The 19,821-nt window shown below is 73.3% G+C and carries 17 protein-coding genes and 1 pseudogene; 10 read left to right on the top strand and 8 right to left on the bottom strand.

The annotated features are described in order from the left end of the window. Positions 1-13 precede the first annotated feature (13 nt). Both DEJ47_RS30420 and DEJ47_RS30415 read left to right on the top strand, forming a co-directional pair. Positions 14-922: a 5'-methylthioadenosine/S-adenosylhomocysteine nucleosidase gene (locus tag DEJ47_RS30420; RefSeq protein WP_150173611.1), complete on the top strand. Its 909-nt coding sequence runs from the start codon at positions 14-16 to the stop codon at positions 920-922. After that, on the top strand, positions 919-1,458 hold the full coding sequence (locus DEJ47_RS30415; RefSeq protein WP_150173609.1) for a hypothetical protein: 540 nt from the start codon (positions 919-921) through the stop codon (positions 1,456-1,458). Before DEJ47_RS30420 ends, DEJ47_RS30415 begins: the two co-directional genes overlap by 4 nt. Before the next feature lie 8 nt (positions 1,459-1,466). Here the strand turns inward: DEJ47_RS30415 and DEJ47_RS30410 are convergent, their stop codons facing one another. Further along, positions 1,467-2,138: a class I SAM-dependent methyltransferase gene (locus DEJ47_RS30410; protein WP_223828763.1), complete on the bottom strand. Its 672-nt coding sequence runs from the start codon at positions 2,136-2,138 to the stop codon at positions 1,467-1,469. A 141-nt stretch (positions 2,139-2,279) separates the two neighbouring features. Further along, positions 2,280-2,834: a GNAT family N-acetyltransferase gene (locus tag DEJ47_RS30405; RefSeq protein WP_150173605.1), complete on the bottom strand. Its 555-nt coding sequence runs from the start codon at positions 2,832-2,834 to the stop codon at positions 2,280-2,282. Positions 2,835-3,176: 342 nt separating this feature from the next. On the opposite strand from DEJ47_RS30405, the gene DEJ47_RS30400 reads away from it, so the two are divergent. After that, the gene (locus DEJ47_RS30400; RefSeq protein ID WP_150173603.1) at positions 3,177-4,394 is read left to right on the top strand and encodes a cytochrome P450; all 1,218 of its coding nucleotides are present in this window, start codon (positions 3,177-3,179) and stop codon (positions 4,392-4,394) included. 26 nt (positions 4,395-4,420) lie between these two features. After that, positions 4,421-4,615: a ferredoxin gene (locus tag DEJ47_RS30395; RefSeq protein ID WP_150175960.1), complete on the top strand. Its 195-nt coding sequence runs from the start codon at positions 4,421-4,423 to the stop codon at positions 4,613-4,615. 33 nt (positions 4,616-4,648) lie between these two features. Here DEJ47_RS30395 and DEJ47_RS30390 read toward each other — a convergent pair whose 3' ends face one another. Beyond that, entirely contained in the window at positions 4,649-7,255 is a 2,607-nt protein-coding gene (locus DEJ47_RS30390; protein ID WP_150173601.1) for a polysaccharide lyase family 8 super-sandwich domain-containing protein, read from the bottom strand. Positions 7,256-7,477: 222 nt separating this feature from the next. On the opposite strand from DEJ47_RS30390, the gene DEJ47_RS30385 reads away from it, so the two are divergent. Both DEJ47_RS30385 and DEJ47_RS30380 read left to right on the top strand, forming a co-directional pair. Next, positions 7,478-8,746: a hypothetical protein gene (locus DEJ47_RS30385; protein ID WP_150173599.1), complete on the top strand. Its 1,269-nt coding sequence runs from the start codon at positions 7,478-7,480 to the stop codon at positions 8,744-8,746. Continuing rightward, on the top strand, positions 8,728-10,023 hold the full coding sequence (locus tag DEJ47_RS30380) for a hypothetical protein (protein ID WP_150173597.1): 1,296 nt from the start codon (positions 8,728-8,730) through the stop codon (positions 10,021-10,023). Before DEJ47_RS30385 ends, DEJ47_RS30380 begins: the two co-directional genes overlap by 19 nt. Before the next feature lies 1 nt (position 10,024). Here DEJ47_RS30380 and DEJ47_RS30375 read toward each other — a convergent pair whose 3' ends face one another. Further along, entirely contained in the window at positions 10,025-10,789 is a 765-nt protein-coding gene (locus tag DEJ47_RS30375; RefSeq protein WP_223828554.1) for a class I SAM-dependent methyltransferase, read from the bottom strand. Between the two features lie 299 nt (positions 10,790-11,088). Between DEJ47_RS30375 and DEJ47_RS30370 the strand changes: the two genes are divergently transcribed. Further along, a complete protein-coding gene (locus DEJ47_RS30370) occupies positions 11,089-13,953 on the top strand; it encodes a glycoside hydrolase family 2 TIM barrel-domain containing protein (protein ID WP_150173595.1) in 2,865 nt (954 codons plus the stop codon). Positions 13,954-13,973: 20 nt separating this feature from the next. Here DEJ47_RS30370 and DEJ47_RS30365 read toward each other — a convergent pair whose 3' ends face one another. Then, complete coding sequence (locus DEJ47_RS30365) at positions 13,974-14,786, bottom strand: dienelactone hydrolase family protein (protein WP_150173593.1); 813 nt, start codon at positions 14,784-14,786, stop codon at positions 13,974-13,976. Positions 14,787-15,376: 590 nt separating this feature from the next. Here DEJ47_RS30365 and DEJ47_RS30360 point away from each other — a divergent pair. Together DEJ47_RS30360 and DEJ47_RS30355 are read left to right on the top strand one after the other, a co-directional pair. Continuing rightward, positions 15,377-16,255, top strand: a complete 879-nt coding sequence (locus DEJ47_RS30360) for a hypothetical protein (RefSeq protein ID WP_223828553.1) — start codon at positions 15,377-15,379, stop codon at positions 16,253-16,255. A 42-nt stretch (positions 16,256-16,297) separates the two neighbouring features. Beyond that, positions 16,298-17,077 (top strand): hypothetical protein, encoded by a 780-nt coding sequence (locus DEJ47_RS30355; protein WP_150173591.1) that lies wholly within the window; start codon positions 16,298-16,300, stop codon positions 17,075-17,077. Positions 17,078-17,087: 10 nt separating this feature from the next. On the opposite strand, the gene DEJ47_RS30350 is transcribed toward DEJ47_RS30355, so the two are convergent. Continuing rightward, entirely contained in the window at positions 17,088-17,498 is a 411-nt protein-coding gene (locus tag DEJ47_RS30350; RefSeq protein WP_150173589.1) for an NUDIX hydrolase, read from the bottom strand. Positions 17,499-17,708: 210 nt separating this feature from the next. Between DEJ47_RS30350 and DEJ47_RS30345 the strand changes: the two genes are divergently transcribed. Continuing rightward, positions 17,709-18,149, top strand: a complete 441-nt coding sequence (locus tag DEJ47_RS30345; RefSeq protein WP_150175957.1) for a VOC family protein — start codon at positions 17,709-17,711, stop codon at positions 18,147-18,149. Positions 18,150-18,206: 57 nt separating this feature from the next. On the opposite strand, the pseudogene DEJ47_RS30340 reads toward DEJ47_RS30345, so the two are convergent. Together DEJ47_RS30340 and DEJ47_RS30335 are read right to left on the bottom strand one after the other, a co-directional pair. Then, positions 18,207-18,746: pseudogene (locus DEJ47_RS30340) on the bottom strand (DUF6597 domain-containing transcriptional factor); the annotation flags it as partial. Positions 18,747-18,867: 121 nt separating this feature from the next. After that, positions 18,868-19,809 carry an AraC family transcriptional regulator gene (locus DEJ47_RS30335; protein WP_150173587.1) on the bottom strand — a complete coding sequence of 314 codons (942 nt, stop codon included), beginning with the start codon at positions 19,807-19,809 and terminating at the stop codon, positions 18,868-18,870. Positions 19,810-19,821 lie beyond the last annotated feature (12 nt).

Raw genomic sequence — 19,821 nt, 5'->3', positions numbered from 1 at the left:
GGACCGGTTGAGCATGAGCAATTACGGGATCGAGAACAGCGGCAGCGGGAACGTCACCATCAGCGGCGCCGTCGCCATGGGCACGGGCACGAGCGTGACGCAGCACGGTGTCGCTCCGGTGGCCGGGCCCGCCGCCCCGCAGGATCCCGCGCGGGCCGCACCGGCATGGGACGCGGGCGTCGTCACCGTGCTCAGTGTGGAGACCCGCGCCGTCCTCGACGAACTCTCGAAGTGGGGCTCGCACGCCGAGGCCCGCACCCGGCAGGGCGCCGTCTTCCACGAGTTCACCCGCGAGCACTCGGGGCGGACGGTGCGCCTGGTCGTCACCCAGTCCCTGCTACCGGGCCAGCACTCCGCCGGCGGCACGGTCGAGGAGCTGCGCAGGGAGTACGCCCCACGCCTGGTCGTCCTCGTGGGCATCGCCGGCTCCATCCACCCTGACGCGCTCCTGGGCGATGTCGTCGTCGCGCAGGAGGTGATCCACTACGAGCCGCGCAAGGTGACTCCGGACGGCGTGCTGCGCCGGGGCCGGGCCCACGCGGTGACGGCGGGCGTCCAGCACGCCGTCAACGGCTTCTTCACGGCACACGGTGAGCCCTGGCCGCTGCCCCACTCCCCCGGCCACCGTGCGCTGCGCGGCCCGATCGGGTCGGGTGAGGCCGTCCTCGCGGACGTACGGGCCGATGAGCGCCACTACCTTCGCGAGTACAACGAGAAGATCCTCGCCGTGGAGACGGAGGGCGCGGGCCTCGCGACGGCCGTGCACGCGTCCCTCGGCGGGACCGACGCCGCACACGCGTGGCTCGTCGTCCGCGGGATCTCCGACGCGGCGGACGCGGACAAGAACGACGGCCACCACGAGCTCGCCGCCAGGAACGCGGCGTTCGTGTTCAGCTCTCTCCTCCCCCACCTCGCGGGATGACGGAACCGGAGGAGGTGACGCCGGGGCGCGTGCTCCTCGTGGAGTACGAGCAGCTGAAGGCAGAGCAGAAGAGCCGGATCACCCTCAGGGACAACCTCATCTACGCCATGCTGGCCGCCACCGCCGCCGTGATCGCCGCGACGATCCCGTCCACCAGTCGCACGGCGCTGCTGCTGCTCCTGCCGCCCCTCTCCGTCCTCCTGGGCTGGACCTACCTGGTGAACGACGAGAAGATCTCCGCCATCGGCCAGTACATCCGTACCGAGCTGACGCCCGCCCTCTCCGCCGTGGTGGGCGACGGCGTCTTCGGGTGGGAGGCGGCCCACCGCGGGGACCGGCGGCGCGGCTCCCGCAAGAGACTGCAGCTCGCCGTGGACCTGCTGGCCTTCTGCGTCAATCCCGCGGCCGCCCTGACCGTCTTCTGGATCCACGGCCATCTCACGTGGCCGCTGGTCACCGTCTCCCTCGCCGAGAGCGCCGCTGTCGTCGGGCTGGGGATCCAGATAGCGCTCTACGCGGACATGGGCCGCTCCTGATCTCCCGGTTACCGCGCCACGAACACGTACTCCCGCCCCGGCCGGTCCGGGGCGTCACGGATCTCGTCCACCACGAACCCCTGGGCCGTCAGTTCCGTCTCCACCTCCTCCCGCTCGCGGAAGCGCAGCGTCGAGTCCGACGTCAGCACCTGTCCGTCCGCCTCGAAGACGTAGGTCCAGCGGTACGACACCAGCGGCCCGTCCACCGCGGGCACCTCGACCCAGCTCTCGATCGCCCCGACGCCCGGAATCCGGGTCACGCGGTACGAGGCCTCCCGGTTCCACGTCTCCCAGGCGCGCCGGGCCGGGACCCTCGTCTCGAAGACCAGGCGGCCACCCGGGCGCAGCGCTTCGCGTGCCGCCCGCAGGGTCTGCCGCCACGCTTCCGGATCGGTGATCTGCTGGGCGACGTTCGCCGTCATGGTGACCAGGTCGACCCGCAGCGGCGGGAGCGACGAGGCGTCGCCGTGGATCCAGCGCACGCGTTCGGCACCGGGCTTGGCACGGGCGACGTCCAGTGACGCGGCGGCCGGGTCGACGCCCACGACGTCGATGCCACGCGCGGCGAGCTTCAGCGCGAGGACACCGGTGCCGCAGCCGACGTCGAGGACCCGACGCGCGCCGGACATCTCCGCCATGGCGACGTACGCGTCGAGGTCGGAACGGTCGGGGTCGAACACGTCGTAGAGGGCGGCGAGGCGCGGATGCGCGTACTCCGCATCGACCGTGCCCGTCCCGGGGGCGGGCGGGCGCGTCTGCCCCGCACGCGCTCCTTCCGCCCCGCGCCCCGCACGCGCTTCCTCCACCTCACACACCCCGTCTCACGCCCTGCCCCCCGCACGCCACTCCCGTGCCGGCACCGACCAGATCTCCGTGTCCTGCCGCACCCCCCGGTAGGGGTCGTCCTCGCGCAGGCAGCCCTCGCGGGTCATGCCGAGGCGCTTGGCGACGTTGATGCTCGGGGTGTTCTCGGGGGCCACCCGCCACTCCACGCGGTGCATGCCGCGCGCCTCGATCGCCCAGTCGATGACGACACGTACCGCACGCGTGACCAGTCCGCGCCCCGCCGCGTCCGGTTCCAGCCAGCAGCCCGCCTCGCACGTGCCCGACGCCGCGTCGAACGCGCGGAGCAGGACGCCGCCGACGAGGCGTCCTTCGAGCCGGATGCCGTGGACGCGGCCGGTGTCGGCGGCCGTCTTGTCGGCGTAGCGCTGGAGCCAGGCGCGTGCGGAGTCCAGGTCGGCGGTGATGTCGGGGAGTCCGACGTAGCGTCCGATGTAGTCGCGGCCGCGGTCCATGTGGGCGAGGAACTCCTCGGCCTGCCACGGTTCCAGCGGGCACAGTTCCGCTCCGTCTCCCAGGGGTATCGCGAACATCCTCGTCCTCCACAGTGGCCGCGCGGTCGATCCGGATCTTCGCACGGCGGTACGCGTACTCGGCCGGAACGTGCCCTTCAGCAGGCAGTCACGGCGCCCGTGAGGGCTGCCCCGGCCCTCGTGGGGCGGCCTCGTGGACAGGCGCCGAGCACCCCGCAGCCGTCGCGCAGCTGTCCCGGCGCCGTCACCGGCCGGTGGACGCAGGCAGGTTGAGCGGAGGGTGTGGTTCCGGACAACTCCAGACGCCCGGCGATCTGGCCGGTCTTGTCGTGGACGAATTAGTTGCCTCAGCCATCCAATGGGGAGTGGATCAGGGACGAACTGCGCTTGCGAGGTACTTCCATGACGGAGACAACGAAGCCCACCAAACCCATCGCCTTCCCCCAGGACCGCACGTGCCCGTACCACCCGCCCACCGCGTACGAACCGCTGCGCGAAGACTTCCCCTTCTCCCGCGTCAGGCTGTTCGACGGCCGTTCCGTGTGGCTGGTCACCGGGCGGGCGGCGGCGCGTGAGCTGCTCATCGACCCACGCCTCTCCGCCGACCGCGAGAACGAGGCCTTCCCCGCTCCGACCGAACGGTTCGCCCGCCTCCGTGACCGCCGCATCGCCCTGCTCGGCGTCGACGACCCGGAGCACAACGTACAGCGCCGCATGCTGATCCCCAGCTTCTCCGTCAAGCGCATCGCGGCGCTGCGCCCGCAGATCCAGGCGACGGTCGACCTGCTCCTGGACGCGATGGCCGAACAGGGGCCGCCCGCCGAGCTGGTGAGCGCCTTCGCGCTGCCCGTCCCCTCGATGGTGATCTGCACCCTGCTGGGGGTGCCCTACGGCGACCACGAATTCTTCGAGGAGCAGTCGAGGCGGCTGCTGCGCGGCCCCACCGCCGAGGACACCCAGGCGGCACGGGACGCGATGGACGCCTATTTCTACGAGTTGATCGACAAGAAGCGCGCGGAACCCGGTGAGGGGCTGCTCGACGAGCTGATCACCGAGCAGCTCGCGTCCGGAGCGGTGGACCCGGAGGAGCTCGTCCGGCTCGCCACCATCCTGCTGATCGCCGGGCACGAGACGACCGCGAACATGATCTCGCTCGGCACGTTCACGCTGCTCCAGCACCCCGACCGGCTGGCCGAACTGCGGGCGGGCCTGCGTGCCGATCCGCCGCTGCTGCCGGGCGCCGTCGAGGAGCTGCTGCGCTTCCTGTCCATCGCGGACGGGCTGCTGCGGGTGGCGAAGGAGGAGATCGAGACCCCGGCGGGCACCATCCGCGTGGACGACGGCGTCGTCTTCGCCACGTCCCTCATCAACCGTGACGACACGGTCTTCGACAGCCCCGAAGGCCTGGACTGGCACCGCCCGGACCGGCACCACCTGGCCTTCGGCTTCGGCATCCACCAGTGTCTGGGGCAGAACCTCGCCCGCGCCGAGCTGGAGATCGCCCTCGGCACCCTCTTCGAGCGCCTGCCGGGGCTGCGGCTCGCGGCGCCCCCGCAGGACATCCCGTTCAAGCCGGGCGACACGATCCAGGGGATGCTCGAACTCCCCGTCACCTGGTGAGGGGCGGAGGAACCCGCGTGGAGCACATGGTGATTCATGTCGAGAAGGACAGGTGCGTGGGCGCCGGCATGTGCGCGCTCACCGCGCCGGGCGTCTTCACCCAGGACGACGACGGCCTCAGCGAGGTGCTGCCCGGCCGTCAGGACGGCGGCGGTGATCCGTTGGTGCGGGAGGCCGCACGGGCGTGTCCGGTGCAGGCCATCAGCGTGGAGGAAGGGTGACGGACATTCAGGTATGCGCGTAGGGCGGCGGGTTCACTCGGTCAGCGTGACCGTGAAGCTCCTTCCGTACGCGTGGTGCGTGTCCACCTCGATGCGGGTGCCGCCGGGGACCCGGTCCACCCGGACCTGCGGGTCCCCGGCGCTCCCGCGCAGGGAGCGGCCGCGGAGCAGGACCGTCACGGTGTCCCGGTCCATCGTCGGGTCGGACACCGCGACACGGACGGTGCCGCCGTGGACAGTGCCGCCGCGGTGGCCTCCGCGCTGGACGAGGACCGAGGCGGGGCCGTGCACCCGGAGCCCACCGGCCTCGTGGCGCCCCCCCGTGAACGCGTTGGCCGCCGTCAGGCCGAGCCCTGTGTGCGTGACGGCCTGCAGGCGACGGGAGTTGGCGAGGACCTTGAGCGGCCCATGGCGGTGGGCGCGCAGCCCGGCCTCGCCGGCGTTCGGCACCAGTGCGTAGGCGAGGCGTGCGGGCCGGGCGCCCGCCGTCCCGTCGACGGTGACACCGAGGACCGAACGGGTCACCGGGGCATCGGGGTTGGCGGTGCGGACGACGCGGCGGCTGCGGGTGACCTCGTCGAGGGTGACCCGCACCTTCGGTGTGTCGAGGAAGACGTATCCGACGGCGGTGCCCTCCGTGGTGTTGGCGTAGCGCAGCCAGTGCAGGTCGGCGGTGCCGGGGCCGGTCCAGGGGCGGCCGTCGCGCAGCGCGCCGGTGAGGGAGATCCGGTCGTCGGGGGCGGCGGTGCGGGCGTCGACGGTCGTGGTGACGGCGCGGCCCGCAGCGTCTCCCACGTCGGCGGCGAGCACCACGATCTCGTCGTCGAACAGGAACCACGACTTGGTCGCCGTCGCCGCCCGGTGCACGACGAAGTCGTCGGGCAGCAGTGCCCGGTCGCGGTACGCCACGTCGCTCGACTGCACCATTCCCGCCGCGCCGTACGCCCCCAGGACGGCGCCGCCGGAGAACCGGTTGGTGCCGCGCGGGAAGTAGACGTACTTGTTCTGCGACTCGGACGACGGGGTGAAGCCGAGGGGGTGTCCGGGGTTGTCGTAGTACGGCTTTCCGTACAACTCCGGGACCGTGCGGCGCTGTTCGACTGGAGCGGTGACTCCCGCGAGACCGTACGGCGAGACCGTCGTGTAGTGGTCGACCCCGTACGCCCGGCTCTGGTCCTGCCCCGACAGGTACAGGTAGTACGCGCCGTCGCCCTGGAACCACGGCATGAGGTTCTCGCCGTTCATGTACTCGTACTTGCTGACGCGGTCCGAGCTCCGCGCGAGCGCGAAGGCGTATCCCGGCCGCCGGTGCACCGTCCTGTCCATGGCGTTGAAGGCGACGCTCCGCGCGGCGGGGTTGAGGTCGGCGGGCGGTACGGCGGTGTCGTCGAGGATGTCGGCGTACCGCACGACGCTGACCGGCGACACGAAGCGGGCCGGGTCGAGGGGCGCGCGTGAGGCGGTCCTGACGTGTTTGACGTAGCTCTTCAGGGCGGTGGCCGTGGGCCCGGAAGCGAGCGAGGAGAGGTCGACGACCGCCTCGACGACCGTCGCGACGTCCGTGTACCCGGAGTCGGGGCGCGACACGGCGCGGCCCTTGACGATCTCCATCATCCAGCCCTCGAATATCAGCGGGGCGAACCCGTTCCGCACCCAGCCGTACACGGTCGGCACGAGTTCCTCGCCGTGTGCGAAGCCGGTGCCGTCGAGGATCTTGAGCGTCTGCACGACGCGGGTGAGCAGGCCCTTTCCGTACGAGCCGGTGTACGCGACGGACGAGTGCTGGATGAAGGAGCCGTCCGCGTAATGCCCGTCCGTGACCCCGTGTTCGAGGCGGTACGGATCGATGGTGGCGAAGACCGTCAGCTGGTCGGTGAGGGCCTTGCGGATCCGCGCCTCGCCCGGCTCGCCCAGGAGGGCGCCCTGGAGGATCCGGTTGGTGGTGATGTCGGCGAGGTTGGCGCCGGTGTGGAAGCGCGAGTCGAGGTCCACGTCGCCGTCGGTGCCGTTGCGCAGATAGGCGTCCATGGAGGCGACATAGGTGGGGAGCAGGGCGGGGCGGTGGGCGGAGACGGCGTCGGCGAGCAGGACCAGGGTCTTGCTGATGTGCTGGGAGATGCCGATCTCCCAGTGGAACCAATTGCCGTAATAGCCCTTCGACTGGTCGCCGTAGTGGCGCTCGTGCAGCCAGGCGAGACCGTCGAGCGCCCGCCGTTGCACGGTCGTGCTGCCGTACAGGTCGGCGGGGAGGCCGGGGGCGCGGGTGGCGAGGGCGATCTCGTACAGCCTGCGGTAGGCGGTGTTGAGGTTGGCCTCGTCGGTGCCGAGCACCAGACCGGCGAAGAGCTCCCCCTCCCGCGCGTCGTCCATCGCCTTCAGGTTGGCCCGCGCGGTCCTCTCCATGGCGGCGAGCTTCGCGGCGGTCTCCGGGCGCGCGTTCGACTCGGCGGTGCCGGCGAAGACGGCGACGGTGTTGGCGACGAGCCGGGCCCGGCCCTCCGCGCCCGCGACGGCGGACGCCGGGCCCGCGGGGACCACCGCCATCAGGCCGGCGGCCGACAGGACGGACGTCGCGGACGTGGCAGATGCGACGGACATGGCGGACATGGCGGACAACAGGCGTCTGCGGCTGATCTCCATGGCGGCCTCCAACGGTGACGTGCGGGGCGTTCCGGGAGTGCGGGGCGTCGGGGCGTGTTCCGGATGTACGCGAGGGGTGCGTACGGGGAGCATTCGGGGGCGTGCGGAGTCAAGCAGACGGCCCGACCGGCGACAAGGGTCCCCGCCCCCGGCGCGTCCCGGCCGGTTGATAGCGTCCCTTTCGATCATGGTGCCGGGCGTGTACGGGGGAAGGGGAGCGCCATGCCTGAGAAGGGCGCGCCGCGCACGCGACGGCGCACCTGGCCGGTGGCCGCTGTGGCGGTCGCCGTACTGGCCGCGTCGTCCGTGACCTGGTTCGCCGTGGCGCGGGCCGAGGAGCGCGAGGAGCGGCTCGACGCCAACCGCGAGCTGGTGACGCGCGGCTGTGCGGGGCTGCTCCGCGAGGAGATGTACGCCTCCGCGCCGGACGACGCGCGGGGCGCACTCGACGAGTACGGGACTCTGTTGCGGCCGGGGGAGGAGAGCCGCGCGCTGCTCGACTGCACGCTGGCCTGGGGCGACGGTGACGGTGGCACGACGGCGGGTGTACGGGCGCGGGTGCGGGCCGAGGCGGTTCCCGAGCGCACGTCTCCCGGTTCCGTGACGGGCGACTTCGGGCTGCCGCTTCCGCCGTCCGCCACGGGCAGCGTGGGCACGGCGGACCGGCCGAGCGGCGGTGGCCCGGTGGCGACCGCGTCCCTGCTCGTCGACTGCCCGAAGGGCCTGCACGGGCGGGGCCGCACGGCGCGGGACCTCCTCGTGTCGGTGGACCTGCCGTCCGCCGCGGACGGGGCGGACGTGTACGGCGTCCCGGGAGCGGAGCGGCTCGCCGTCGCCCGTACGGCCGCAAAGGTCACCAACTGGGTCGCGCGGAAGCAGGGTTGTGGGAGCGAGCCGCTGCGGACCGAGCCCGGTGCCGCCCCGGCGAAGACGCCCGCGCTCTGCGCCTGGCTCTCCCCCGAGGGGCTCGGGTCGACTCCCGGCAAGTGGAGCTTCGACGGCAACGACACGACGTACAACCGTCGGACCGGCACGTGCGGCGGGCAGTGGGACGACACGGCGGGCTCCCCCGGCCACCTCACGGTCCGGGCGGCGGGCGCGCAGAGCTGGTCGGGCGTGCTCGCGGCCGGCGCGTACGAGGAGTACGCCGACAAGGCCCTGGTGCCCGACCCGAAGGCCCCGTCCGGGCACGACAAGTCCCTCGCCGTCCAGCAGTCGGATGACGACCCGCAACTCGCCCTGTGGGCCCGGTCCGAGTGCGTGGCGGGACCGACGTACCACCGTGTGTGGGTGACCCCGGCCTTCGACTTCGACCGCGGCCCGGCGGACGGCGAGACCGTCCTCGGACCGAAGGACCGGCGGCGCCTCTCGCGGCACGCGCGCACGGTCCTGGACCGCTACCTGTCGGCGCCCGACGGCTGGCCGAAGCGTTCGCACTGCCGCGGGACGGAGATCGTGGGAGAGGTGGCGGAGTGGCGCGGGCGCGACTGACCTGGCGGACGAGGACGGGACGCGCCGTCCTGTCGTCCTGCGGGGCGCTCGTCGCCCTGGCCCTGCTGGCGGGCGGCTTCTACTGGTGGGGCGGCCCGCGCGAGCACCGCATGGCACAGCGGGTGCTCGACGAGGCGTGCGACGGCGTGCTGCCCTCGCGCGAGATGCGGGACGTGCTCGGCGACGGGCCGTTCGAGAAGGGGCCCGGCCGGGTGGACGTCCTGCTGTCCGAGGACGAGGAGGGGTCGGACCGCGCCGGGGACGAGGGCCGCACGGTCACCTGCTCCGTCACCGGCGACGGCGTGCCCGTGGCGGGCGGCGGCACGAACGAGGCCGAGGTGCAGGTGACCGTGCAGAGCGTGCCGCAGCGGCGCGGGGGCGACTTCGCGGTGGACCGCGCGTCGGTACGTGGGCGCGGCACGAACCCGCTTTACCCGCGCCCCGCGGCCGAGCTTCCGCCCGTCGGGCTGGGCGGCGGCTGGCGGGGCCTGTTCACGACCGGCGAATCGGCCACCGACACGGACCCGTCCGTGGGCAGCGGCGCCACCGTCGTGACACTCCTGGACTGTGCGCGTGACCGCGGCGGCCTTCTCGTCACCGTCGACGCGAAGGACGAGGACATCACGCTGGACGATCCGCGCCGCCGTGCCGCCTTCGCGCGGATCGCCACGGGAACGGCCGTCAAGGCGTCCGGGAAATGGGGCTGCGACGCCGCGCCGGGCAAGCCGCTCCGCACGGTGGCGCTCCCGGTGAACGCCGACGAGAGCGTGCCGCTCGCCGACGCGTCCGGGACGTGCGAGGGCGTCCCCGGCCGCGGCGGACGCGTCTCCCGGGCCTGGGAGAGCGCGAGCGGCGAGAGCCCCGTCGAGGTGTGCGTCGTGGCGGGCGGGCGCCCCGAACTCCCGGGTCCGGCCCCGTCGGACGAGACGCCCCGCTACCACCTCACCGCGTTCTACGGCCCGTACGCGGTCTCCGAACGCCTCGACCACGAGCGCCGTCACGGCGAGTACACCGAGGAGCCGGGCCCCGCCGACGCCCCGGCCGGACGCCTCGCGGGCGGCGGCCGCTGGGCGAGCGCGGTCTGCCGGGACGGCAGCGGTCCCGCCCTGTTCACGGTCCGGGACGAGGGGGCGTGGCGTGAGGACAGGTCGGGCACGTACGACAGACACCGCACAAAACCGTCGGCGGCCGACCTCGCCCACGAGCACGCGGCGTTGAAGGAGTTCGCGCGACGCTCGGCGCACGCCCACGGCTGCGGGACGCCGGAGCTGTCCTGAGTCACGTCCGTACGTAGCGCCGGAACAGCCCGTCCGGGTCCGTGCCCGCGCGGGCGAACCGGCACCGCTCCAGGAGCCGGTTCGCGTCGTCCTCGGCGTACAGGCGGTAGACGGAGCGCTGGTGGGCGAGGACGGTGTCGTCGCGCAGGACGCAGTAGTCCTTGGTGATGCGCCCGTTCCCGTGGTCGCGGACATCCTGGGCGTAGACGAGACCGCCGGGCAGCGGCCGCCGGAAGGGGCGGTGGGCGTCCTGGACGGCGAGCAGCAGGCAGCCGCCCGGCCGGAGCACCTCGGCCAGGTTCTCCAGACCCTTGACGTTGTCCTCGTCGTCCGGGAGATGACTGCCCAGCCGGAGGCCGTCCCGGTCGCGCAGGAACAGCCAGATCCCGCCGACCGAGTAGGCGGCGGCGAAACCGCCGGGCAGGTCCGGGGCGAGGATGTCCTGGGCCAGGAGCCGGACGCGCCCGCGGAGCCCGGATCTGGCCCGCGCTCGGGCCAGCATGGCCGCCGTGTGGTCGATGCCCGTCAGCCGCACGCTCGCGGGCACGAGGTCCAGGAGTGCCTCGCAGACCAGGCCGGTACCGACGCCCAGTTCGAGGACGTCGGTGCCGTCCACCGGCTGATCGGTGCCGTCCGCCAGCTCGGTGGCCAGGGCACGCGCGTACCGGGCGTAGTCGTAATAGCCCGACGTCATGATGGCGTCGTAGTACTCGGCAAGGGCGGCATAGGAACCCGCCGTGTCGAGTCCGCCGTCCGGTCCACCCACCCGAGCCCCCGTCCCGCTCGCCGCCGGGCACGTCCCGGGCGCGCCTCGTCATGATGGCCCGCGACGGGACGAACGGACAGTGGGCAGCGTTTCCGCCCGCCGTGTCCCGCTCCGCTCCGCGATGTGCCGCGGCGGTTCGCCGCCCGCGGGCAGCGGCGGGTCCGGCACCGGTGTCTCCCAGGTCACCGTCAGCAGCAGGGTGTCGCCGTGCGGCCCGTCCAAGCCCGGCCCCAAGAATCCAACGACTCCCACTCCTGGAGGATGGCGGGCCCCCGCCCCCGCACGATCTGATGGAACCCATGGAGCTTCCCCACCACGAGGACGTGTCCCCCGGCAACGGCTGTCTCCCGCCCCGCGCGTGGTACGCGGCGTCGGACGCCGCCACCTTCTCCCTCAACGGTCCCTGGCGCTTCCGCCTCTCCCCCACCGCCCACTCCGAGGACGACGCCTTCGCCGCCGACGGATACGACAGCGCGGCCTGGGACGAGATCGCGGTGCCCGGCCACTGGGTGCTGCAGGGGCACGGCGCGCCCCAGTACACCAACATGCTCTACCCGTTCCCGCTCGATCCGCCGCGCGTCCCCACCGAGAACCCCACCGGCGACCACCTGCGCACCTTCGACCTGCCCCCCGACTGGCCGGCGGACGGCACCGCAGTCCTCCGCTTCGACGGCGTGGAGTCCTGCGCGCGCGTCTGGCTGAACGGCACGGAACTCGGCGACTTCAAGGGCTCCCGGCTCCCCCACGAGTTCACCGTGGGCGAGCTGCTGCGCCCGTCGGGCAACATCCTCGCGGTCCGCGTCCACCAGTGGTCCGCCGGTTCGTACCTGGAGGACCAGGACCAGTGGTGGCTGCCCGGCATCTTCCGTGACGTGACGCTCCTGCACCGGCCGGACGGCTGTGTCCGCGACTTCTTCGTCCACGCCGCGTACGACCACCGCACGGGCACCGGCACGCTGCGGGTCGACTCGGACGTCCGGGGCCGGGTCACCGTGCCCGAGTTGGGGATCGACGTGGCGACCGGCGAGGAGACCGCCGTGGCCGTGGAGCCGTGGACGGCCGAGACGCCGCGCCTGTACGACGCGACACTCGCCACACCCGGGGAGCGCGTCCCGCTGCGCGTCGGCTTCCGCACGGTCACCGTCGAGGACGGAACCATCAGGGTCAACGGCCGCCCCATCCTGTTCCGGGGCGTGAACCGCCACGAGTTCCACCCGGAGACGGGCCGGACCGTCGACCTCGCAACCATGCGCGCGGACGTGGTCCTGATGAAGCGTCACAACATCAACGCCGTCCGCACCAGCCACTATCCGCCCCACCCCGCCTTCCTCGACCTGTGCGACGAGCTGGGCCTGTGGGTCGTGGACGAGTGCGACCTGGAGACCCACGGCTTCGGAGCCGTCGGCCGGCGCGCCGACCCGGTCGACGACGACCGCTGGACGCCCGCGCTCCTGGACCGCGCAGCCCGCATGGTCGAGCGCGACAAGAACCACCCCTCGGTCGTCCTGTGGTCGCTCGGCAACGAGTGCGGGACCGGCCGCGGCCTGACCGCGATGGCCGACTGGATCCGTTCGCGCGACGACAGCCGCCTCCTCCACTACGAGGGCGACCGGTCCTGCGCGGACACGGACGTCTACTCGCGGATGTACGCCGACCACGCCGAGGTCGAACGCATCGGCCGGGGCGAGGACGAGGGACCCGAGCGGCGCCGGCGCCTCCCCTTCATCCTCTGCGAGTACGCCCACGCCATGGGCAACGGCCCCGGCGGACTCAGCGAGTACCAGCAGCTGTTCGAGACATACGAACGGCTGCAGGGCGGGTTCGTCTGGGAGTGGATCGACCACGGCATCGCGCACCCCGCGTACGAGTACGCGTACGGCGGCGACTTCGGCGAGGAACTGCACGACGGGAACTTCGTCTGCGACGGCCTCGTCTTCCCCGACCGGACGCCGTCCCCCGGACTCGTCGAGTACAAGAAGGTGATCGAGCCCGTCCGCATCGAGGGCGACGGCCCCGCAGGCACGGTCACCGTCACCAACCTCCACGACTTCACCGGCCTCTCCCACCTCGCCTTCACCTGGTCGTACGAGAAGGACGGCACGACCGTCGCCGAAGGCACCCTCGCCGTGCCGCGGGTCGGGCCCGGAGAGCGCACGGAGGTCACGCTGCCGCCCCCGCCGCGCCGCGCCCCGGACGCCGAGACCCAGTGGACGGTACGGGCGTCGCTCGCCGAGGACACGGCGTGGGCACCGGAGGGCCATGTGGTGGCGTGGGCCCAACTGCCCGTCGAGTACGGCATGGTCCTGCCCGTGCCCGGCGGGGCGGCACCGACGGCGGACGCGGACGGGCGGCACATCGCGCTCGGCGCAGCCACCTTCGACGCCCGCACGGGCACGCTCATCGCCTTCCACGACCGGGAGATCACCGGCCTGCGCCTCGACGTGTGGCGGGCCCCCACCGACAACGACAACGGCATGCCCTGGCTCCCCGAGCCGTCCGTGGCCGACCGCTGGCGGGCGCTGGGTCTGCACCGCATGCACCACCGCGTCGACGCCGTCGTGCTGACCGATCAGGGACTGACGGTGCGCACCCGGGTGGCGCCCGCGGCGAGCGACCTGGCGCTGCGCACGGAGTACCACTGGGCGTCGAACGGCCCCAGGCTGCTGCTGCGGATGTCGGTGACGCCGGAGGGCGAGTGGCCCGTGCCGCTGCCGCGCCTCGGCATCCGCTTCGGGCTGCCGGGGGCTTCGGGCCGGGTGCGGTGGTTCGGCGGCGGGCCCGGCGAGGCCTATCCCGACACCGCGGCCGCCTCACTGATCGGCGTATGGGAGTCGGACGTCGACGCGCTGCAGACGCCGTACGTGCGCCCGCAGGAGAACGGGGCGCGCCCGGCCGTCCGCTGGGCCGAGGTGGGCGGGGTGCGCGTGGAGAGCGACGGCGCGCCCGCGTTCACCGCCCGCCGCTGGACCACGGAACAGATCGACGCCGCCCGGCACCGCACCGACCTCGTCCCCGGCGACACGGTCTGGGTCAACCTCGACATCGACCGGCACGGCATCGGCACGCAGTCGTGCGGGCCGGGCGTCCTGCCCCAGTACGAACTCCGCGCCACCCCGCGGCCGTCGTCCCTGAGCTGCGTGTTCTCGGTGGTGGCGGACGGCTGAGGGAGACGCGCCTCCGCCCTCTAGGCCGTGGGGGTCAGCCGTTCCCGCAGGAACGCGACGACCCGTTCGCGTGCCGCGTGCGCGGGGTGCCCCGGCACCTCGCGCACCTCCTCCGTGAGGACGGAGTGCGCCGACTTCGCGAACCCGGTCCCGTTGCCCGGCGACGAGTCGAGTTCGATGACCTCGAACGCGTCGCCGAAATGGCGGCGCAGCGTGGCGAAGCGGTCGCGCGGGACCAGCTTGTCCTCGCTGAACCGCAGCCCGAGCGCACACAGCCCCTCGTTCCTGGTGCGGGCGACGACGGTGTCGAACTCGGCGCGGGACAGACCGGGGTCGACCCGGCGCGCGGCGCTCACCGGCAGCGGCAGCGAAGGCTGGCTGAGCACGGGCGCGAGGACGGCCGGGTCCGTGGCGGCGGCGAGCGCGAAGCCGCCGGTGAAGCACATGCCGATGACGCCGACCCCCGGGCCCGGTGTGCGGGACGCCAAATCACGGGCGAGGGCGCGGAGGTGGTCGGCGAAGGGGCGCCGGGCGTTGGTGGCGAAGGCGCGGAACTCTGAGGCGACGCAGACGCGGCCGAAGACGCCCAGGGCATACGGTACGGAGACCGGGCGGCCCGGCTCGCCGAAGGGGGACGGGATCGCGACGGTGAAGCCCTGCTTCACCAGGTGCTCGCCCAGGCCCAGGACTCCGGGGTGCACGCCCGGGATCTCGGGAACCAGGACGACGCCGGGGCCTGTCCCTTTCTCATGGACATCATGGGTGAGACCGGCTCCCGTGAAGGGGGACGCGTTCCACCCCGTGAGGTCCGCGGTCGGTTCCGAACCGGGCACGGTGCCCACTCCCTTTCGCTCTCACATGTCATATGGGTAGGTGGAGTTCATGCCTACAGCACGCATGCGCACAAGCACAGACCCCGCCGGGCACCCCGTGCCACCGGAGCCGCCCTCCGACCCGCCGTCGGGGCGGGTCGTGACGTGGCTGAGCAGATTCGGGCCCCTCGCCGTGGGCTACGCGGTGTTCCAGGCCCTGGTGGGGCTGCTCCCCGACGCGCTGTTCGGGGACACGGCCCGCTACTCGCTCGCCGTGGTCAGCGGCCTCGGGACGGGGATCTCCGCGTGGCTCGCCGCGGCGCTGCTGCGCGCCAGGGGGTCGGCGGACGACGGGGCCGCCGACCCCCTGGACGGGGTGCCCGCGGCCCGGAACGGCGTCCGGTGGCCCGGTCGAACCAGGGGCTTCCGGGCCGCTGCCGGGGCTCTCCGCCGCCACGTACGCCACGCTCGTCGACCGTCTCACGGTCTTCGACGATCCGCTGGTCGGCCGCCTCACGGGCTGGTCGCACGCGCTCGACGAACAGCCGGAGCCGGTACGGCCGACGGCGACCGGCACCGCGTACGGACTGCACATCGTCCTCGAACTCGGAGTGCCCGACGGGCGGTTGCGCGCCTCCGACCTCGTGGAGACGCTGTGGCGGCTGCGGTTGCCCGAGGGCGGCTGGTCGGCGCGGTCACAGGGCGCGGTGGGGCGGCCCGAGGTGACGGCGCTGGTGCTCGGCGCGCTGGCGCGGGCGGGCGCGGACGGCCGGCTTCTCGCCGCGGAGGCGGAACACTGCACGGAGCGCTTCACCCGCGAACTCGAACCCGCGGGGGCGGAGTTGACCCACGTCGTGACGACGGTGCTGCGCGGGCTGCTGCGCGCGGCACCGGGCTCGCCCGCCCTGCCGGTCCTGCGGGACGCGCTCGTCGACGGGGCCGTGACCGATCCGGCGCGCGACCACCGGCGCTGCTGGGGTTCCCGGCTCACCCCGCCGCGCGGCAGGACGGTGGCGCCGTCGGCCGTGCACACGGCGCAGGCCGTCGTCGCGCTCGACCGGGCGGCCCGGGTGCTCGGCGAGGACACGAACGCCCGCGCCACGCGCGAGGAGGGCATCCGCTGGCTGCTCTCCTGCCCCGGCGCCGCGCACGACGGCTGCGACGACCTGGAGAGCGGGCACGAGACGGTGCGCCGGCCGCACCCCGACGACGCGTCGCGCTCCGAGGTGCTCGCCGTGCGGCACTTCTCGGCGGCCTGGGTGATGCGGGCACTGCTCACGCCGGGCGCGCACGCGGTCGCCGTCGACGAGGGCACGGAAGCGGTCCGGCAGGAGATGCTCGCGGGGGCGGCGGCGTGCGTGTGGCGGCAGCAGGACAACGGGATCTGGACGTGGGACGGGGCCGATCTCGCCTACCCGCTGTGGATGACCTACCAAGGCCTTTCGGTGCTGCGGGCACATGCCGTATGGATGTATCAGCCGGGTGGCTGAGGCGCGCGGACGCGGGGAGAGTGCGACGAGGGGGAGAGTGCGTTGGGTGGTCGGCACGTCCAGGACGCCACGAAGCTGCTGGAGGAGTCGCTGGACGGGCCGGAGGGGGACGACGAGCTGGTGCGGGAGGCTCGCTCCGCCGTCGCCGAACTGGGCTCCACTGAACGACTGTTGCCGCTGGTCCGTGAACTGGCGGCCGGCGCGGGCGACCCCTCGGGATGCGCGCTCCTGTCGTACCGTCACGTTCTCGGCTTCGACAAGCTGCTCCTCATCGACGGCGGACCGCGGCACATGCTGCGCGCGCACGTGTGGCATCCGGGCCGCGGCACCCGCGAGGACATCCACAACCACCGCTCGCCGCTCGCCTCGTACGTGGTGCGGGGCGCGCTGGGCATGGAGCTGTACGAGCGCGCGGCCCCCTGCGCCGGGCAGGGCGTCGCCGCGGCCTGGTACCGGGAGTCCTTGACGGGTGAGGAGGGCGACTGGCTCCTGGAGCCCGCGGGCGGCGCGCGGCTGCGGCTCGTGCAGAGCGCCCGGTACACGGCGGGGAGCGGTTACGCGCTGCCGCCGCATGTGCTGCACCGCGCGTGGTGCGACTCCGCGGGGCCGACGGTCACGCTGTTCCTGGAGACGGGGTCGGGGCGGCGGCGGTACACGGACGTGTTCGCGGGAGCGGGGACGGGAGCGGTGCCGGCGACGGCCGTACCCGTGGCCGACGACACGGCCGGGCGTGCGGTGGCGAAGAAGCCACTCGAGGTGAACGACTACCTGGCGGAGTTGTCGGCGCTGGCCGACCTGCTCGCGGAGGACCCGACGACCTGACCGGGGCGGCTCAGCCGAAGGCCTGGCGGACGATCTCCCGGTTGTAGTCGTCGATCCGGACGGTGCCGAGGTCGGCGGGGGCGAGCCAGCGGTGGTCCTGGTCGGGCAGGGGCAGGGTCACGTCGAAGGTGAGGGGCCGTACGAGGAAGTTGTCCTGCCAGTTCTTGACCTCGTGCCCGCGGTACGTACTGACGAAGGAGGACTCGCCGACCTTGCGGAGGACCCGGCCGAGCAGTCCCGTCTCCTCCTTGAGCTCTCTCAGGACGCCGTCCCGCGGACTCTCGCCGGGCTCCAGCTTCCCGCACGGGACGCCCCACACGCCGGGCAGGAACCGCTCGGTCTCGCTGCGTCGCACGAGCAGCACACGACGGCGGAACACCACGACAGCCGCCGCGAGCCGGTTGTCACCGGGATAGTCCATGTCCTCCAACGTAGCGGGGAATCGGGGCCGGTGACAGTCACGACGGCGGCTCGTCGGCCACCTGTTCGCGTTCTCCCTGGTCGAGCCGGAGCGGAGGGTAGACGTCCGTCGGCAGAGTGCCGTAGACCACCACCCGCGCGGCTCAGCGGTGCGGGCACCGTGTCCGTTTCCTTCAAGACCGGTGAGCGGCCCCCTGCCTACGCTGCGGGCATGGACAGCACACCGAAGTCAGCCACTACGAAGTCCCCCACGCCCCGTTTCGACCTGATCGGCCTCGTCGTCTCCGACCTGGCCGCGTCGCTCGCGTTCTACCGCCGTCTCGGCCTGGAGTTCCCCGAGGGCGCCGAGAGCCTGCCGCACGTGGAGGCGGCCCTTCCTGGCGGGCTGCGGATCGCCTTCGACACGGAGGCGACCGTGCGGTCGTTCCACCGGGACTGGCAGCCGCCCGCGGGCGCGGGCCGGATCGGGCTCGCCTTCCACTGCGGGACGCCGGCCGGTGTCGACGCGGTGTACGGGGACGTCACGGGCGCCGGGTACGCGAGCGAACTCAAGCCGTTCGACGCGCCCTGGGGTCAGCGGTACGCCGTCGTGCTCGATCCGGACGGCAACGGCGTCGACCTGTTCGCGCCGCTGGGTTCCGCCGCCGAGTAGGGCGCTCAGCGACACCCCCGTCAACTCCCGCACGTCGCGGGCCAGATGCGCCTGGTCGGCGAAGCCCGCGACGGCCGCCGTGTCCGCGAACGACATGCCGTCGCGGGCCAGCGCGAGCGCCCGCTGCAGGCGAAGCACCCGGGCCAGCGTCTTGGGCCCGTAGCCGAAGGCGTGCAGCGAACGGCGGTGCAGCCGACGGGCGTTGATGCCCGCGTCCGCCGCGGTGCGCGTCACCGAGTGGCCCGCGTCCAGGGAGGCGACGACGTGGGCGAGCAGCGGGTCGGGCGGCTCGGCGCGGGCGACGCGCTCCGCGGCGACGGCCTCCAGGACGGCCATCGGATCGTCGGCGTCGTCCACCCGCTCCGTCAGCCGACGCGCCTCGGCGGCGCTCCACAGATCCGCCAACTCGGCCCGCCGGTCGCGCAGTTCGTGGGCGGGTACGCCGAGGAAGGCGGGCGCGGTGCCGGGACGGAACCGAATGCCGACGAACCGCGTGCCGGGTTCCATGTCCTGCGGGACGTACGCGCGGGTGTCCGGCCCCGCGACGAACAGCTGGCCCTCGGTCCACAGCAGGTCCATGCAGCCGTCGGGCAGCACGGGCCGGGTGTCGCCGGGGGCGCCCGTGGCCACACGGGTCCAGACGACCGCGCCGGTCAGCCGGGACGGCCGCTCCCGGTAGTCGCGGGGTTCGACGCGTTTCGTGGCCACGTGTCCGAGATTACGCGGCGGCACCGACCCGGTGCTCCTGCGGACTCACCCCGTACACCCGCTTGAACGCCCCGGACAGGGCGAACGCGCTGCCGTAACCGATGCGGCGGGCTATCGAGCCGATCGTCAGGTCGGTGTCGCGCAGCAGGTCCGCGGCGAGCGCGAGGCGCCAGTTCGTCAGGTACGTCATCGGGGGCTCCCCCACGAGCTCCGCGAAGCGTCGGGCCAGCGCGGCCCGTGAGACGCCCGTCTTCTGTGCGAGGGCCGCGATCGTCCAGGGGTGGGCCGGGTCGTCCTGGAGCAGGCGCAGGGCGCTGCCGACGACCGGGTCACCCATCGCCCGGTACCAGGCCGGCGCCGCCGCCTCCGGACGGGAGAACCAGGCGCGCAGAGCGGCGATCAGGAGCAGGTCGAGGAGCCGGTCCAGGACGACGGCCTGGCCCGGCTCGTCCTTGCCGATCTCGTCGGCGACGACCGGGGTCAGCGGACACTGCCACACCTCGCCGGGCAGGACGAGCAGCGGCGGCAGCGCGTCGAGGAGCCGGCCGGTGATCTCGCCCCGCATCTGGTACGTGCCGATCAGCATCTCCACGGAGGCGTCGCGCCGCTCGCCCCAGGCGCGCGGGCCGAGGTCGCGGTACCGGGCCACGGGGGCGCCGTCGAGGGGTGCGCAGCGCTGTCCCGGTTGGATCTCGGCGAAGGGTGCGGTGTCGGGTTCCCCGGCGCACGTGTAGTGGTCGGGGCCGCGGGCGATCGCGAGGGCACCGGGGCGGATGCGCTGCGCGGGCGAGCCGTCCGCCGGGGTGATCCACGCGTCGCCGCGCACCATGACCATGACGGACAGCGGCGCCTCGTCCGCGATGCGGACGGACCACGGCGGGTCGAAGAGCGCGCGCATCATGAAGGCGCCTCGGGCGCGCGGCCCTTCGAGCAGTCCGGCGAGTACGTCCATGCCGGAAGCGTA

Source organism: Streptomyces venezuelae, from assembly GCF_008642355.1.
GTDB lineage: Bacteria > Actinomycetota > Actinomycetes > Streptomycetales > Streptomycetaceae > Streptomyces > Streptomyces venezuelae_B.
This window is presented reverse-complemented; position numbering and strand designations above follow the sequence as displayed.